Here is a 16466-nt window from a genome sequence, read left to right as displayed (position 1 = left end):
GACTGCGAGGGGTCATGGAGGGTCTCCTGAAATGCCGGCAGGCGCGGGCATGGCCGGCGGAAAGCGGTCTGATTGAGTGCTGTTTCGGGCTGCGCTCCTGCGGAAGGTTTGTGCCTGCAAAGGGCAATACCTGCGTCGCATTGGAGGGGAGCCATGGGCCGGTGCCGGCGACTAAAGGCCGCGGGCAAAAAGAAGTACCGGCTACTCAAAAATCAGGAACATGCCTTCAATGATACCAGAACGGCCGGCCGGCTTTCCCGTCAGCCGGTTTCCCATCAGGCGGGCAGCCCACTAATCTGGCCAGTTATGGAATCTGCCCACTATTTCAGCGCATCACCGGCGGGGCCGTTTACCCGCAAGCCCCTCACTGTGGAACTGGCCGGTGAAACGCGGAAGCTGCAGACCTCGTCCGGCATCTTCAGTCCGGACGGGATCGACAAGGGGACGGCCATCCTGCTGGCCGAGGTTCCCGCGCCTGCGCCGCAGGGAAACCTGCTCGACATCGGCTGCGGGTGGGGACCCGTCGCCCTGACCATGGCGCTGCGGGCACCGCACGCTCAGGTCTACGCCGTGGACGTCAATGAACGATGCATCGCGCTCACCAACGGGAACGCCGGACTGCTTGGGCTGAACAATGTCACGGCCAGCACGCCGGAGAACGTGGATCCGGAGATCCGCTTCGACACCATCTGGTCCAATCCGCCGATCCGGATTGGCAAGGATGAACTCCACTCACTCCTGCTGCTCTGGCTGCCCAGGCTGGCACCGGGCGGTTCGGCGTGGCTGGTGGTGCAGAAGAACCTGGGCTCGGATACGCTTCAGCGCTGGATGGCGGAGGTACTGGATGACTCCTTCACGGTGACGCGGGAGAGCACGTCCAAATCCTTCAGGATCCTGCGGGTCAGGAAAGCGTCCCAGTAGCAACGATCGTTGCCGGGCCGCTGAGCTCAACATGCTCCCGGCCGCCGGCGACGGTGAAGAACTTCACGCCCACGACGCCGCCCGGCACCTTCACCTGCCAGGCGTCCGGCGCGCCCTGTCCGGCCCAGTGACGGATGGCCACTGCTGCGGCGCACGCGCCGGTGCCGCAGGACTGCGTCTCGCCGACGCCACGCTCGTGGACCCGCATGGTCACGGTGCCCACGCCCTCGTGCACCAGCGGCTCGGCCGGGACGACGAACTCGACGTTCGTTCCATTGGCGGGCGCCGGGTCGACGTGCGGGGCGGTAAAAAGCCGGGTGTCCCGGAGTTCGGACAGCTCGGCCAGGGCAACGACCGTGTGGGGGTTACCCATGCTGACGGACAGCGCCGGCCGCGGCACCTCGAGTCCCTCGGCGCTGACGAGAGAATCCATGGCGCGGGCCGCTGCCTCGTCCGGGAAAATGAACTCCCAGGGGCCCATGTCGACGGCGTAGCCGTCACGTGTGCGGACAATGGTCTTGACGCCGCCGCGGGTGCCGATGGTCAGTGAGCCTCCGGCCGGCAGCTGAGCCAGGCCTTCGGCCAGGAGGAAGTGGACGAACACGCGCACGCCGTTGCCGCACATCTCTGAGAGGGAACCGTCACCGTTGCGGTAATCCATGAACCACTCGGCGTCGGGGTTCTCGGCAAGAATCTGCCGGCCCTCGTCAAGGAGACGGGACGGGACGGCGCGGATGAGTCCGTCGCCGCCGATGCCGCGGTGGCGGTCGCACAGCTGGGCGACCTGCTCCGCGGAGATCGCGTGCACGCCCTCGGGATCGGCGACCAGGACAAAGTCGTTGCCTGTTCCGTGGCCCTTGGAGAACCGCAGTCCGCTCAGTGTCGAGCCCCCGGTGGGGGCGGCGGGCCGGGCTGTTTCGGCAAGGGTTTCATTCATGGTTCAAGGTTACCCGTCCGCCGGTGGCGCCAGAAAAACGCTGTGGATCTGCCTCGCCGGCCGCGGGTGCTGGTCAGGAGGATGCCGGCGACCACAATCACGCCGCCTGCTATTTGCGCGAAGGTGTAGGGACGGCCGGAGAGGATGGTGAACAGGGCGGTGAAGACGGTGATGAGGTTAAGGAACACTCCGGCGTTCCCGGCCGGGATGACTGTCAGGGCGCGGTTCCAGAGCAGGTAGGACAGCACTGACGGGAAGAGCGCGATGAAGGCCAGGGAAACGATGGCACCCTGCGTGGACGGCAGCGCCGGACCGCCGGCAGCGAGGCTGACCGGTGCGAGCACAACGATGGTGACCGCGGCCTGGATGGCCGTGGCGGTTATCGGGGGCAGCGGCGGAGCCAGGCGCCCGGTGATCGTATAGGCGGACCACGCCGCAATGGCTCCGAGCATGAAGAGCTCACCCGTCCCGAACCCGGCCTGCAGCAGCTTGCCCAGGTCGCCGTTGCTGAGGACAAGCAGCACCCCGACAAGTGCGATCAGGACACCGCCAACTGCCCGGCGAGTCAGCCGTTCGCGCAGGAAGGCGGCAGCGGCCAGGGTTATGAGCGCCGGGTTGAACGCATTGATGAGGGAAGCACTGAACGCATCCGTGTGCTCGAGAGCCGTGTACAAAAGCAGGTTGTAGCCCAGCAGTCCGAACACGCTCAGGGCGATCAGCCACGGCCAGGCGGCCAGCACCTGCCGCCATCGCGGACGCTCCACCAGTTGGGCGATGGCCAGCAGCGGAACCAGGGCGAGGGACCAGCGCAGCAGCACCAGGCTGAGGGGATCGATGCTCGCCACCGCACCGGCTCCGACAACGTAGTTGCCGGCCCAGAACAGCGTCGCTCCCAGCAGCGAGGCGACGGCGACGATGAGGGATCGCCGCGAGGAGTGCTTTGGCGTGGTGGTAACTGCGAGGGTCATACGGGTCTTTCTTTCAGTGCGTTGGTGCCGGATTGGCTCGGCGGCAGAGCCGGGCTGCCTTGGCGGCGAGCTGAGGATCCTGCCAGTCCAGCCAGCTGATGCGGGGGTCGGCCCGGAACCACGTCAGCTGCCGGCGGGCGAACTGCCTGGTGGCCACCATGGTTTCTTCGGCTGCCTGCGCTACATTCGCTTCGCCGTCGAGCACCTTGAGGAACTGGGCGTAGCCCAGTGCACGGGGTGCGGTCTTGCCGCGGCGAAGGCCCTGGGCGTCCAGCCGTTCGACTTCGGCCAGCAGCCCCCGCTCCACCATCCGGTGCACGCGGGCGGCGAGCCGGTCGCGCAGCTGCTCACGGTCAACCTCCAGTCCGATCTGGAGGGCTGGCTGGTTGTACTCGCGGGTTGGCATGAACGAGCTGAACGGGCGCCCCGTCAGTTCGAACACCTCCAGCGCTCGGATAATGCGGCGGGCGTCGCCGAGGCGCCCTGCGGAGACGGGATCTACCGCCCGGAGGCGGTCCAGCAGCACCGCAGTCCCTGCCTCGGCGTTCTCCTGTTCCAGCCGGGTGCGGATTTCCGGATCAGTTCCCGGGAAGTCCAGCACGTCGAGGGCGGCGCGAACATACAGGCCCGACCCGCCGGCCAGGATGGCGCGCTTGCCGCGGCGGTGGATGTCGGCGACGGCATCCCTTGCCTGCTGCTGGAAGTCGGACACCGACGCTTCCTGCGTCACGTCCAGAATGTCCAGCAGGTGATGCCGGACGCCCCGTTGTTCAGCCTCGGTGACCTTGGCGGTGCCGATGTCCATGCCGCGGTAGAACTGCATGGCGTCGGCGTTGATAACCTCGCCGTCGAGGGCCAGGGCAAGATCAACGGCGAGGTCGGACTTGCCCGAACCGGTGGGACCGACAACCGCTATGACGGGGGGTTGGCCCGCCACTGGGTCAGCGGCTCCGCACGGGTAGCGAAGGCATGCCGAGCGACACGCCGGTCTTGCCCGCTGCACCCGCCGCGCCAGGGGCCGGCACACCGCAGGAATCGGCCTGCGCCCTGTCCCAGGCATCCCCGGCACGGGACGGGCGCAGGGAGTAGTCGGCTGCGGACGCAGGATCGGCGACCAGGTGGAAGGCGGCCGCCTCCGTAATGGTGACTGTTACCAGGTCTCCAGGACGCGGGGCAGGAGCGCCCTCGGGAACCGTGAAGTGGACCAGGCGCTGGTCCTGCGAACGGCCAGAGAGGCGGTGCGTTTCCTCGGACTTGCGGCCGGACTGGGCGGTGACCATGACCTCGACGCGGCGTCCCAGCTGCTTGGCGTTCTCTTCCGCGGCAATGCGGTCCTGGAGCGCGGTGAGGCGCTCGAAGCGTTCCTGCACCACCGCCTTGGGCAGCTGATCCGGCAGATCCGCGGCTGGCGTGCCGGGCCGCTTGGAGTACTGGAAGGTGAAGGCCGTGGCGAAGCGTGACTTTTCGACGACGTCCAGCGTCGCCTGGAAATCCTCCTCCGTCTCTCCCGGGAAACCAACGATGATGTCCGTGGAGATCGCCGCATGCGGCATCTTGGCGCGGACCTTGTCCAGGATCCCGAGGAACTTCGCCGACCGGTAAGAACGCTTCATGTCACGCAGGACCTTGTCCGATCCCGACTGGAGCGGCATGTGCAGCTGCGGCATGACGTTGGGCGTCTCGGCCATGGCGTCAATGACGTCATCGGTGAACGCAGCCGGGTGGGGGCTCGTGAAGCGCACGCGTTCGAGGCCCGGGATCTCGCCACAGGCGCGCAGCAGCTTGGAGAAGGCCTGGCGGTCGCCGAACTCCACCCCGTAGGAGTTTACGTTCTGGCCGAGGAGCGTCACTTCGATGGCGCCGTCGTCCACCAGGGCCTGGACCTCGGCAAGGATCTCCCCCGGCCGGCGGTCCTTTTCCTTACCGCGCAAGGCAGGGACGATGCAGAAGGTGCAGGTGTTGTTGCAGCCGACCGAAATGGACACCCAACCCGAATAGACAGAGTCGCGCTTGGTGGGCAGCGTGGACGGGAAGACGTCCAGCGACTCAAGGATTTCCAGCTGCGCCTCGTTGTTGTGGCGCGCCCGGTCCAGGAGGGCAGGCAAGGCGCCGACATTGTGCGTGCCGAAGACGGCGTCGACCCAGGGCGCCTTCTTCAGGATGGTTTCGCGGTCCTTCTGGGCGAGGCAGCCGCCTACGGCGATCTGCATCCCCGGGTTGGCTGCCTTGATCGGCGCCAGCTGACCCAAGTTGCCGTAGAGCTTGTTGTCCGCGTTTTCCCGTACCGCGCAGGTATTGAAGACGACGACGTCGGCTTGGGCGCCGTTTGCCGGTACATAGCCGGCAGCCTCCAGCATGCCCGCCATGCGCTCGGAGTCGTGAACGTTCATTTGGCAGCCGAAGGTGCGCACCTGGTAGGTGCGGGGCACAACGGCGCCGCCGGTTGCGTTTTCGGTGCCCGGTGCGGGGGAAGGGTAGGTCAGACTCACCCATTAAGGGTACCGGCTGCCAAGAGTACCGGCCGCGTTCACTCCCGGCGTTCGATCATTCCCAGGACTCGGCGGCCGCGTAGGTGTCCTCGCGGGACGCGGCGCCGCCGGCTGCAGCGTCCAGGACCTCCCCCACGATCCGGAAAGCCTGCGAGGGCTGGTACCCCTTGCGGGCGAGCATGGACGCGAGCCGCCGCGTGGTCTTGTCGCGTTCCGCCCGGTCAGTCAGGTCCGTTCCCGGCCGAAGCTTGCGCTCCACGAGGTGGCGGGCAGCGGCTTCCTCATCTTCGTCGCTGACCTGCTCCAGAGCCGAGGCCGCCGTGTCAGGGTCAATGCCCTTGTCCGCGAGCTCCCGGCGCAGGGCCCCCCTGGCCAGCCTGCGCGATTGCGACCTGCTCCGCACCCACATGTCCGCGAATTCGGCGTCGTCAACGAGCCGGACCTCTTCAAAGCGGTCCAGCACAGCCGCGGCGATGTCCTCCGGCACGTTGCGCTCGGCCAGCTTGCGTTCAAGCTGCAGCCGGCTCTTGGGCGATGCGGTCAGCTGGCGCAGCACGATGGCGCGCGCCACCGATGCCGGATCTGCGTCCCGGTCCTCATCGGGTTCCGGGCCGGGCCCTGCTTCGCGGTCCCCTCCGGCCTTGGCGAAGGCCGAAGAGGACCGGCGCCTGCTAGAAGCCGTCAACGGCCTTCAGCTTCGGTGAAGCTTCGGCATCGGCCGCGGGCTTGACTCCCACGCCCAGCTTTTCCTTGATGAGCCGTTCCAGTTCCGCGGCAAGTTCCGGGTTGTCACGCAGGAAGCGGCGCGAGTTCTCCATGCCCTGGCCGAGCTGGTCGCCGTCGTAGGTGAACCAGGACCCGGACTTCTTGATGATGCCGTGCTCCACGCCCATGTCTATGATGCCGCCCTCGCGGGAGATGCCCTGGCCGTAGATGATGTCGAATTCCGCGATCTTGAAGGGCGGAGCCATCTTGTTTTTGACGATCTTGGCCTTGGTGCGGTTGCCGACGGAATCGGCACCTTCCTTCAGGGTCTGGATGCGGCGGACGTCGATACGCACGGAGGCGTAGAACTTCAGCGCCTTACCACCGGTGGTGGTTTCCGGGGAACCGAAGAACACACCAATCTTTTCACGCAGCTGGTTGATGAAAATGGCGGTGGTCTTGGTCTGGCTCAGCCGGCCGGTGATCTTTCGCAGGGCCTGACTCATGAGGCGTGCCTGGAGGCCGACGTGGCTGTCGCCCATGTCGCCTTCAATTTCCGCGCGCGGCACCAGCGCTGCCACGGAGTCGATGACCACGATGTCCAGTGAGCCGGAGCCCACCAGCATGTCCATGATTTCGAGGGCCTGCTCACCGGTGTCCGGCTGGGAGACCAGCAGGGCGTCCGTGTCCACGCCGAGCTTGGCGGCGTACTCGGGGTCGAGGGCGTGTTCGGCGTCGATGAAGGCGGCGATGCCGCCGGCACGCTGGGCGTTGGCCACGGCGTGGAGGGCTACGGTGGTCTTACCTGACGATTCCGGACCATAGATCTCAACGACGCGCCCCCGCGGGAGACCTCCGATTCCCAGTGCGACGTCCAGCGCGATGGAGCCGGTGGGGATGATCTCGATGGGGGCGCGTGTTTCGTCGCCCAGCCGCATGATCGATCCCTTGCCGAACTGCTTGTCAATCTGCGCGAGCGCTGCTTCAAGCGCTTTTTCACGATCCGGGGCTGCCGCCATGGTTCACACCTCTAATGCTTTCTCGCTTTGGAGGGGCCTCTGCGGCCCTTTGTCTGTCATCACCGACGCTAGCGCCACCCGCTGACATTCTTGCCGGGCAGGCGCACGTATGTGGATAACCCGCTGGCAAAAAGCATAGTCGCACCCGAACAGATATTCGAACAATCTGTCGGCGTGTCAGCAGGTTCCCAGGCCGGGTCGGGATCTTCTCAGACCAGGTCTGGCCCGTGCTGTCGCGGCTTGATATCGCGGCCGAGGCGGCGCTCCTCCGGGACGTCCTGCACGTCGCACACCGCCAGCCAGATGTCGCGGGGACTGACGCCCGCGGCGAGGGCCTGGTCGGCTGTCCGGCCGCCGACCCCGGCAAGGACGAGGGAGCCGCCCAGCACGCGCGAGTAGCCGGCCCCGAATTCGTCGTCCATCAGCCGCCAGAAATCACTAATCCTCACCCAATACAGTCTCTCACGGACCCTGACTCTAGAATGGTTGCCATGAGCAATCCCGCTGAAGCCCCCGGAACCACTGCCCCCTTCGAGGACACGCTTGATAGGGCACTGACCAATGTGGAGCACCAGATCAGTCTTTTCTGGCGACGGGCCCGGTCCATTTCCCAGCAACTGTCGCGCGAGGTCCACCCGGACATGGAGCCGGCCGCCTATGGACTGCTTAGCGTGATCCGCAAGAGCGGCCCCATCCGCCTCACCGAACTTGCATCCAGCATCGGCGTCGGCAAGCCGTCCGTCAGCAGGCAAATCGCATTCCTTGAAAGCATCGGCCTGGTGCTCAAGGAAGCCGACCCGCTGGACGGCAGGGCGCAAACGATCCGGCTCACAGCCGAAGGCGAAGAGAAGATGCACCAGGTGCAGGATGCCCGGCGGCAGGTGTTCCGTGAGCGCCTGGGCGAATGGCCGGTGGAGGACCTCGACGCACTGGCCACCTACATGGCCAAGCTCAACGCCACGTACGAACGTGACGGATTCCCCCGGGACGACGTCTAGATTAGGGCTTGATTTCAAGGCATGACGAAGGCCTCCGGCGGATTGCCGGAGGCCTTCGCTGTTGCTATTAGTCCGGAGTTCCGGGTTCCGTTACCGGGCGCCCGACAGCATTTCCGTGGCGAGCTCGTTGTTGAGCTCGCTGCTCAGGTCGCGCTCAAGGTCACGGCCGTAACGCTGGGAGAATTCCTGCGGGACGGTGTCCGGCACGGCAACGCCTTCGGCGACAGCCACGCGGTCGCTGACCTCGCGGAGCATGCTGGAAAGCGGAACATCCAGCGCCGAACAGATCGAGGACAGGAGTTCCGAGGAAGCTTCCTTCTGGCCGCGTTCCACTTCACTCAGGTAACCCAGGGAGACCCGGGCACTGTGCGAAACTTCGCGGAGGGTACGCCCTTGCCGCTGGCGGACATCGCGCAGTACATCACCGATTTCGTGACGAAGTACAACCATCTTGCGCTCCTTCTGTTCGCTCTTGGCCTGATCGGCGAGGCCCACGTCCTTCCAGCGGACAACGCCGTTTACGGACACGGGCTGCTTTACCATCTGTATCGCCTTGCTCCCTCATGGTTCCGGTTCACTGTGACGTAAACCGCATATGTTCTCTTCATCCTAGGCGCCTCCCTCAAGGAGAGGCGACACAATGTGACAACTATTCGGATTCGCTTTTTGTTCCCGGCAACCTTACTCCGGGTAGCTTAGCGCAGTCAGCGGGCCAGGTCAGCGTAGCCGGAAACTCAGCTTAACGCGGCCAGTGCCTCCTGAAGTCGCTCCAAAGCAGCGCCACAGGCCAGCCCGCGGATTTCTGCCCGGGTGCCCTGGAAGCTGTAGGAAAAGGCCTGCACACCCTGCGCAGTGGCGACGCCTACGAACACCGTTCCCACGGCCTTGCCGTCGTGCGCGTCAGGGCCGGCGACGCCCGTGGTGGAGACGGCGAGGTCCGCGCCGCAGACCCGCCGGGCGCCGTCGGCCATGGCGGCAGCCACTGCTTCATCCACCGATCCGACGGCGTCCAGCAGGTCCTGGGAAACGCCAAGGACGTCCCGCTTCACGGTGTTGCTGTAGGAGACCACGCCGCCCTGCAGCATGGCGGAGGCCCCCGGGGTGTCGGCCAGTACGGCGGCGACCATTCCTGCCGTGAGCGATTCCGCGGTGGCGACGGTGACGCCGCGCCCGACGGCCGCAGCCACGGCTTCCCCGGCGATCCGGTGCAAATTCGTCACGGCTGGCCCTCCTCGTTCTCCTGCTGGCCGAGGTCCGCAGCCCGCCGGCGGAGCCCCTCCGACCGGACTTTCAGCGCCTGAATGACATATTCGACGCCGGTCCAGACGGTGATCAGCACGGCTGCCAGCATCACCGCGAAGGCCACCCAGGTCAACCACGGTGCGATGGAAGCCAGCGGAAGGACGTAGAGGAAGATCGCCACGGTCTGGACAACCGTCTTGAGCTTGCCGCCGCGTGACGCCGGGATGACGCCGTACCGGATGACGAAGAACCGCAGCGCTGTGATGCCCCACTCACGGACCAGGATCACGATCGTCATCCACCAGGGCAGCTCATTCAGGACGCACAGCATGACCAGGGCCGATCCGGTCAGCAGCTTGTCCGCGATCGGATCGGCGATCTTGCCGAAGTCGGTGACCAGTCCCCGGCTGCGGGCGATGTCGCCGTCGAGCTTGTCCGTGTAAATCGCGACGGCGAACGCCGCCACGGCCGCCCAGCGCCACCCGCCGGACTCGCTCCGCAGGCCCGGGGCGTCGGCGATCAGGAACCACACGAAGAACGGCACCAGCGCGATGCGGAGCATCGTGAGGATGTTGGGAAGATTCCAGATCCCGGAGCTGTTGGAGCCGGCCGCGGTCGCTTCGGTGCTAGTCACCCTTCTAGGCTACCGTCTTCGGCGCTACCGCTTTCTTGCTGATACCCATGAGGACTACCTGCCGGTGAGGGACCAGGCGTCCTCGGAACCGTCCTCGTCGTCACCGGAGCTGTCGGCGCCGTCGTAATAGTCGACGCTCTGGGTGCGGTTTTCCAGGTCGGCGGCAACGAGGTCCTCCGCGTAGCCGCCCTGGGCGATGTTGGCGTTGGCGTTGTCACTCAGAGCGGCGGTCTGCGAATCGGCCGCAGCCGGCGCCTCCTGGCCCTTCATCGCGGCCAGAACCGCGGCGAGGTCGTCCGGCTTGACCAGCACGTCGCGGGCCTTGGAGCCTTCAGATGGACCAACAACGCCGCGTGATTCGAGCAGGTCCATGAGGCGGCCTGCCTTGGCGAACCCGACGCGGAGCTTGCGCTGCAGCATGGACGTCGAGCCGAACTGGGTGGTGACCACCAGCTCCGTGGCCTGCAGCAGCACTTCGAGGTCGTCCCCGATGTCGTCGTCGATCTGCTTCTTCTGCGCTTCGGGTGCCACGTCGTCACGGTAGACGGCCTGGAGCTGGCCCTTGACGTGCTCCACCACCTTGTGGATCTCGGATTCGGTGACCCAGGCGCCCTGCACACGCATCGCCTTGGAGGCGCCCATGGGCAGGAACAGAGCGTCACCCTGACCGATCAGCTTCTCGGCGCCGGGCTGGTCGAGGACCACGCGTGAGTCGGTAACGGAGGACGTGGCAAAGGCCATGCGGGACGGCACGTTGGCCTTGATGAGGCCGGTGACCACGTCAACGGACGGGCGCTGCGTGGCGAGCACCAGGTGGATACCGGCGGCGCGGGCCAGCTGCGTGATGCGGACGATGGAATCTTCCACGTCCCGCGGTGCGACCATCATGAGGTCGGCGAGCTCATCCACGATCACCAGGAGGTACGGGTAGGGCCGGATGACCCGCTTGGAGTCCACCGGCGGCTGGACCTTGCCGGCGCGCACTGCCTTGTTAAAGTCGTCCACGTGCTTGAAGCCGTAGTTGGCGAGGTCGTCGTAGCGGGCGTCCATTTCCCGGACCACCCACTGCAGCGCCTCGGCGGCCTTTTTGGGGTTGGTGATGATGGGCGTGATGAGGTGCGGCACGCCTTCATAGGCGGTGAGCTCCACGCGCTTGGGGTCCACCATGACCATGCGGACTTCGTCGGGCGTGGCCCGCATCAGCAGGGACGTAATCATGGAGTTCACGAACGAGGACTTACCGGCACCGGTGGCACCAGCCACCAGCAGGTGGGGCATCTTGGCCAGGTTGGCCACGACGTAGCCGCCCTCGACGTCCTTGCCGACGCCCATGACCATGGGGTGGTCCGTGCGGCGGGCATTCTGGCTGCGCAGAACGTCACCCAGCGACACGGTCTCGCGGTCCGTGTTGGGGATCTCGATGCCGATGGCCGACTTGCCGGGAATGGGGCTCAGGATGCGGACGTCGCTCGAGGCGACGGCGTAGGAGATGTTTTTGGACAGCGCGGTGACCCGCTCCACTTTGGTGCCCGGCGCCAGTTCGATCTCGTACCGGGTCACGGTCGGACCGCGGCTAAAACCGGTCACAGTCGCATCCACGTTGAACTGCTGGAGTGTGTCAGTCAGGGCGGCGACGACGGCGTCGTTGGCTTCCGTGCGTTCCTTGGGAATGGAGCCTGGCGTGAGCACGTCGGACGACGGCAGCGTGTAAGTGACATCGCCTGCGAGGGACAGCTGCTCCGTGCGCTGCGGAATCGGTGTGGGCGGCGGCGCGGGCGCCACTGGCTTGGACGGCACCTGCGCAGCAGCAGCGGCAGTCGAGCCGGGTGAGGTCGCCGAACCGGCCATGCCGGGGACCACGAGCGGAATGGCCTCGGTGGCGTTCTCGGCGTCGGCGCCCTTGGCGCCGAGTCCCTGGGCTGCCTTGATCTTCTCGACGGCGATCTCCGCCTGGGTAGGCCGCCGGACTCCCGGGGCCACGGCGGGGCGCCCCTTGCCGGCCTCCGGTGACGGCTCGTCGTCGTCGTCGACCACGGCATGTTCAAACGCTTCGTCTCCGACGTAGCCTTCCAGCCGGGGGTCGGCTTCCTCGTCCTTGCCGAAGAGGCGCTTGCGCTTCTTCTTCGGGACGGGAGGGCTGTTCTCGTACAGGTAGCTGCGGTCGTGGGCGTCGCCGTCGTTCTCCTGAAGGTCGATGCCCATCAGGTGCTCATAGGCGCCGCGCAGCCGCCGCGGTATGGCGCCGAACGGCGTGGCAGTGACGATGAGGACAGACACGAAAGCCAGCAGCCCGTACAGGACCACCGGGACCGCGGGGTGAATGGCGGCCAGCGGCGAGGCCGCCAGGAAACCCAGCATGCCGCCGGCCTGCCGCAGCCCGTCGAAGCCCTCGCTGACGGTCGGCTGGCCGCCCACGATGTGCGCGATGCCGCAGCCCGCGAACGTCATGATGAGGAAGCCGATGCCCACACGGTTGTTTCCGCGGCCGTCCACAGGCTGCCGGAACAGCCTGCAGGCGCACACGAAGAGCATGAGCGGCAGGACGAGCGACATCCAGCCGAAGGTGCCGTTGACCACGGCGTAGACGGCGTCCGGGAACCAGCCGCGGAAACCCCACCAGGCGAAGGTGGCGATGAAGACCGCCAGGGCCAGGTTAAAGAGGGCGGCCCCGTCGCGGCGGTCTTCAGGTGCCAGGTCGCTGACGTCCTGGCCGATCCGGCGCACTCCCCCGCCCACCAGGTGACCGATACCCAGCCAGGCCCCGCCGGCCACCCGCAGCAGCCAGGGCTGCCGGTGTTCGACGGCGGGAAGCTGGCGCGTGCGGGCGCTGCCGGCGGACGATCCGGTTCGGCCGGATTTGGCCGCTGAAGAGCCGCTGCGGCCTGCGGCTGCGCCCGTTTTACTGCTGGGGGTACGTTTTGGCGCGGGGGAAGTACGAGTGGCCATATCTGCCACGGTACTCCACTGCGGCCCGGGAACCGCGGATTTCCGGGCCTTCCGGGGGCTGTGTTCAGCCGTGTTCAGCCCCGCTGGAACCGGCGGTTAGGCCTCCAGGACCACCGGGATGATCATGGGGCGCCGGCGCAGCTTGCGGTTTACCCACGTGCCGACCACCCGGCGGACGATCTGCTGCATCTGGTGGTTGGTGTGGTCAGCGTTGCTGAGCACTGCCTCCTCCAGTGCGGCGTTGATCTTAGGAATGATGTCGTCGAAGACCGAGTCGTCCTCAGCGACACCGCGGGCGTGGATCTCGGGCCCGGAGACAACCTTGCCGGTGGCCCTGTTGATGACCGTGATGATGGAGATGAAGCCTTCGTCGCCCAGGACGCGGCGGTCCTTGAGGTCGGCGTCGGTGATTTCGCCCACGCTGGAGCCGTCCACGTACACGAAGCCAACCTCGACCTGGCCCACGATGTCGGCCCGGTGGTCCCGCAGGTCAATCACCGTGCCGTTGTCTGCGAGCAGGATGCTGGCCGCCGGAACGCCCGACTCCTCCGCGATCTTGCCGTTGGCGATCAGGTGGCGCGTCTCGCCATGCACCGGCATAGCGTTGAGCGGCTCGAGGATGTTGTAGCAGTAAAGGAGCTCCCCGGCCGCGGCATGGCCGGACACATGGACCTTGGCGTTGCCCTTGTGGATCACGTCGGCGCCGAGCTTCAGCAGGCCGTTGATGATGCGGAAGACGGCGTTCTCGTTGCCGGGAATGAGGCTGGACGCCAGGATGACGGTGTCCCCCTGGCCCACCACTACGCGGTGGTCGCCGTTGGCCATGCGCGACAGCGCGGCCATGGGTTCGCCCTGGGACCCGGTGGACATCAGCACCACCCGGTTGTCGGGCAGCGAGTCGATGTTCTTCAGGTCCACCAGGATGCCGTCCGGCACGTGCAGATAGCCAAGTTTGGCCGCGATGGCCATGTTCCGCACCATGGAACGGCCCACGAAGGCGACGCTCCGGCCGTGCTTGGCCGCCGCGTCAAGGACCTGCTGCACCCTGTGCACGTGGGATGAGAACGACGCCACGATGATGCGCTTGGTGGCCTGCCCGAAGAGCCGGTCCAGCGTGGGGCCGATCTCCTTCTCCGCGGTGGTGAACCCCGGGACGTCGGCGTTGGTGGAGTCGGACATGAACAGGTCCACGCCTTCTTCGCCCAGCTTGGCGAAGTGCCGGAGGTCGGTGATGCGGCCGTCGAGCGGCAGCTGGTCCATCTTGAAGTCGCCCGTGTGCAGCACCGTGCCGCCGGCTGTGCGGATGAAGACCGCCAGGGCGTCCGGGATGGAGTGGTTGACCGCAACGAACTCGCACTGGAAGGGGCCGAACTGCTCCACCTGCCCCTCGGTGACGGACAGCGTGTAGGGCCTGATCCGGTGCTCCTGGAGCTTGGCTTCAATCAGCGCCAGGGTCAGCTGCGACCCCACGAGCGGAATGTCGTTGCGGAGCCGCAGCAGGTACGGAACGGCCCCGATGTGGTCCTCGTGGCCATGCGTGAGGACCACGGCAACGATGTCGTCGACCCGGTCCTCAATGTAGGAGAAATCGGGCAGGATCAGGTCAACGCCAGGCTGGGTTTCCTCAGGGAAGAGGACGCCGCAGTCGACGACCAGCAGCTTGCCGTCGATTTCGAACACAGCCATGTTCCGGCCGATTTCGCCGAGCCCGCCCAGCGGAACAATCCGCAGGGTGCCCTGGGGAAGGCGGGGAGGCGTAACGAGGCCGGGGAGGGCTACTTGGGTCATAATGCACTTCTTTCCAGACGGAAGAGTGCCGGTCTCAGTCCGTCAGGAAAAGACCAGCCCTCCTTTCGCCAAGTCCTCGCGGATGGTTTCGATCTCGGCTTCGTCCGGCTCCACGAGGGGCAAGCGGACAATCGAGTTGGGCAGGACTCCCTGCCATTTAAGAATCTGCTTGGCTGCAACGGCGCCCTGGACACGGGTCATGGTGGCGCGCACTATCGGTTCAAGCTCAAAGTTAATCTTGCGGGCCGTGCCGAGGTCGCTCGCGTTGATCGCGTCGATGAGCTCCCGGAAGCGGCGGGTGGCAACGTGCGTGGTGACACCCACGAGGCCCACGGCGCCCAGGGCCATCCACTGCAGGGTCAGGCCGTCGTCGCCGGAGTAGAAGGCAAGATCGGTCTCGGCCAGAACGCGGGTTGCCGCGGCGAAGTCGGCCTTGGCATCCTTGACGGCAACGATGTTCGGGTGCTGGGCAAGACGGATCATGGTGTCCGGCGCGATCTCGATGGAGGACCGTCCGGGGATGTCGTACAGCATGACGGGCAGGTCCGTGGCGGATGCGACCGTCTCGAAGTGCGCCCGGACGCCGGCCTGGCTGGGCTTGTTGTAGTAGGGCGTGACGATCAGCAGGCCGTCGACGCCCAGCTTGGCAGCTTCCTGGGACAGGTGCACCGAGTGGGCGGTGTCGTTGGTTCCGGTACCGGCGATAACTGCGGCACGCCCGCCAACGGCTTCCATAACGGCGCGGAACATTCCGAGGTTTTCCTCGTCGGTGAGGGTGGACGTCTCGCCCGTGGTCCCGGTGACAACCAGGCCGTCGCAGCCGTCGTCAACGAGCTTGCTGGCCAATTCCGCTGCCTGCTGGTAATCGACCTTGCCGTCCGTCGTGAACGGGGTAACCATGGCGGTCAGGAGGGTGCCCAGGGCAGGGAGGTTCGCGGAAGTTTCAGCCATGGGAAAAACGTTACCCTGTCACGTGCAGGTTAGGACAATGGCCGCCGCGTGATGATCGTCAAATTCCCGTGCGTTAGCTGGCCGCGGTACCACGCCGGCTACCGGTACCTCTCCAGGGAACCCCGCCGCAGCACAGCTGTGACAACTTCCGTTCCGGTACCGCGCGCCTGCTGCATCGGCAGCCCGTCCGGCCCCCAGAAACCGCTCAGGCCGCAGGACGGACCCAGCGGTGTTCGGCCACCCAGGTTGGCAAGGACGCCATATATCCGGTTGTCCATGGCCCGCGCTCCGAGATGCAGCCCCAGCCGGTGGCCTTCCTCCTGCGTGTAGAGCGCCGAGACGGCGTACACGTCGGCTCCCGCGGCGGCGGCAGCGCCGGAGTGCGCAGGTTGGGCAGCATCGAAGCAGATGGCCAGGGCAATCTTCCACCCGTCCACGTCCAGCAGGAGCGGTTGCCGCCCTGCCTCGAACAAGGACTGCTCGTCGCCGTGGAGGTGCGTCTTGAAGCCAGTCTCTTCTGTGCCATTCGGATGAACGGCCAGGGATGCGAGCCGCGGAGTGCCGTCCGGCTCCCGGAAGGGTGCACCAACGACGGCGGTGATCCCGGTTCTGCGGCAGATCTCCCGCACTGGGTCCAAACGGCGATCCCCCGGGGCCACCCACTGGTCCCCCGCATCAAACTGCTGCCCACCGCGAAGCGGCGGCAGGTCGTACCCGGTTAGCGACAGTTCAGGGAACACCACGAGCCGCGCGCCGTGCGAGTCGGCGTCCTCGATGAGGTGCACATGCTCCGGCACATTGGCGTCGATTCCGCCGGACAGGGCTGCGTACTGGACTGCCGAGACGGTAAGCGGTGCGGTCACGAGCC

General features: G+C 66.3%; 16 protein-coding genes. 2 read left to right on the top strand and 14 right to left on the bottom strand.

Annotation, left to right across the window (positions count from 1 at the left end):
• The first annotated feature begins 306 nt into the window (after window positions 1-306).
• Window positions 307-921: a class I SAM-dependent methyltransferase gene (locus tag DBZ45_RS15175; protein WP_111904712.1), complete on the top strand. Its 615-nt coding sequence runs from the start codon at window positions 307-309 to the stop codon at window positions 919-921.
• Here DBZ45_RS15175 and dapF read toward each other — a convergent pair.
• The 7 genes from dapF to DBZ45_RS15140 form a co-directional block, all read right to left on the bottom strand.
• Window positions 902-1858, bottom strand: coding sequence for a diaminopimelate epimerase (gene dapF / locus DBZ45_RS15170; protein WP_111904711.1), 957 nt, complete (start codon window positions 1856-1858; stop codon window positions 902-904). The two genes, DBZ45_RS15175 and dapF, sit on opposite strands and share 20 nt — an antisense overlap.
• Window positions 1855-2826: a DMT family transporter gene (locus tag DBZ45_RS15165; RefSeq protein ID WP_111904710.1), complete on the bottom strand. Its 972-nt coding sequence runs from the start codon at window positions 2824-2826 to the stop codon at window positions 1855-1857. Before DBZ45_RS15165 ends, dapF begins: the two co-directional genes overlap by 4 nt.
• A 13-nt stretch (window positions 2827-2839) precedes the next feature.
• A complete protein-coding gene (miaA, locus tag DBZ45_RS15160; protein ID WP_111904709.1) occupies window positions 2840-3763 on the bottom strand; it encodes a tRNA (adenosine(37)-N6)-dimethylallyltransferase MiaA in 924 nt (307 codons plus the stop codon).
• A gap of 4 nt (window positions 3764-3767) precedes the next feature.
• On the bottom strand, window positions 3768-5315 hold the full coding sequence (miaB, locus tag DBZ45_RS15155) for a tRNA (N6-isopentenyl adenosine(37)-C2)-methylthiotransferase MiaB (protein WP_111904708.1): 1548 nt from the start codon (window positions 5313-5315) through the stop codon (window positions 3768-3770).
• A gap of 55 nt (window positions 5316-5370) precedes the next feature.
• Window positions 5371-5886 carry a regulatory protein RecX gene (locus DBZ45_RS15150; RefSeq protein ID WP_111904753.1) on the bottom strand — a complete coding sequence of 172 codons (516 nt, stop codon included), beginning with the start codon at window positions 5884-5886 and terminating at the stop codon, window positions 5371-5373.
• Between the two features lie 100 nt (window positions 5887-5986).
• The gene (recA, locus tag DBZ45_RS15145) at window positions 5987-7039 is read right to left on the bottom strand and encodes a recombinase RecA (RefSeq protein WP_111904707.1); all 1053 of its coding nucleotides are present in this window, start codon (window positions 7037-7039) and stop codon (window positions 5987-5989) included.
• 209 nt (window positions 7040-7248) lie between these two features.
• Entirely contained in the window at window positions 7249-7488 is a 240-nt protein-coding gene (locus DBZ45_RS15140; protein WP_111904706.1) for a DUF3046 domain-containing protein, read from the bottom strand.
• 42 nt (window positions 7489-7530) lie between these two features.
• On the opposite strand from DBZ45_RS15140, the gene DBZ45_RS15135 reads away from it, so the two are divergent.
• Window positions 7531-8037, top strand: coding sequence for a MarR family winged helix-turn-helix transcriptional regulator (locus DBZ45_RS15135; RefSeq protein WP_111904705.1), 507 nt, complete (start codon window positions 7531-7533; stop codon window positions 8035-8037).
• Window positions 8038-8127: 90 nt separating this feature from the next.
• Here the strand turns inward: DBZ45_RS15135 and DBZ45_RS15130 are convergent, their stop codons facing one another.
• The 7 genes from DBZ45_RS15130 to DBZ45_RS15100 all read right to left on the bottom strand — a co-directional run bounded on the left by DBZ45_RS15130 (window position 8128) and on the right by DBZ45_RS15100 (window position 16461).
• Window positions 8128-8580 (bottom strand): helix-turn-helix domain-containing protein, encoded by a 453-nt coding sequence (locus tag DBZ45_RS15130; protein ID WP_003798764.1) that lies wholly within the window; start codon window positions 8578-8580, stop codon window positions 8128-8130.
• Between the two features lie 191 nt (window positions 8581-8771).
• Window positions 8772-9257: a CinA family protein gene (locus tag DBZ45_RS15125; protein ID WP_111904704.1), complete on the bottom strand. Its 486-nt coding sequence runs from the start codon at window positions 9255-9257 to the stop codon at window positions 8772-8774.
• A complete protein-coding gene (gene pgsA / locus DBZ45_RS15120) occupies window positions 9254-9913 on the bottom strand; it encodes a CDP-diacylglycerol--glycerol-3-phosphate 3-phosphatidyltransferase (protein WP_111904703.1) in 660 nt (219 codons plus the stop codon). The genes DBZ45_RS15125 and pgsA overlap by 4 nt, the downstream gene beginning before the upstream one ends.
• A gap of 54 nt (window positions 9914-9967) precedes the next feature.
• The gene (locus DBZ45_RS15115; protein WP_111904702.1) at window positions 9968-12859 is read right to left on the bottom strand and encodes an FtsK/SpoIIIE family DNA translocase; all 2892 of its coding nucleotides are present in this window, start codon (window positions 12857-12859) and stop codon (window positions 9968-9970) included.
• A 96-nt stretch (window positions 12860-12955) separates the two neighbouring features.
• Complete coding sequence (locus DBZ45_RS15110; RefSeq protein ID WP_111904701.1) at window positions 12956-14647, bottom strand: ribonuclease J; 1692 nt, start codon at window positions 14645-14647, stop codon at window positions 12956-12958.
• A 42-nt stretch (window positions 14648-14689) separates the two neighbouring features.
• Window positions 14690-15598 (bottom strand): 4-hydroxy-tetrahydrodipicolinate synthase, encoded by a 909-nt coding sequence (dapA, locus tag DBZ45_RS15105; RefSeq protein ID WP_111904700.1) that lies wholly within the window; start codon window positions 15596-15598, stop codon window positions 14690-14692.
• Window positions 15599-15696: 98 nt separating this feature from the next.
• On the bottom strand, window positions 15697-16461 hold the full coding sequence (locus DBZ45_RS15100; protein ID WP_111904699.1) for a carbon-nitrogen hydrolase family protein: 765 nt from the start codon (window positions 16459-16461) through the stop codon (window positions 15697-15699).
• Window positions 16462-16466: the final 5 nt, after the last annotated feature.

This window comes from Arthrobacter globiformis, from assembly GCF_003261175.1.
GTDB classification, from domain to species: domain Bacteria; phylum Actinomycetota; class Actinomycetes; order Actinomycetales; family Micrococcaceae; genus Arthrobacter; species Arthrobacter globiformis_A.
Note: the sequence above shows the minus strand (reverse complement) of the source record. Positions and strands in the feature narration are given on the sequence as shown.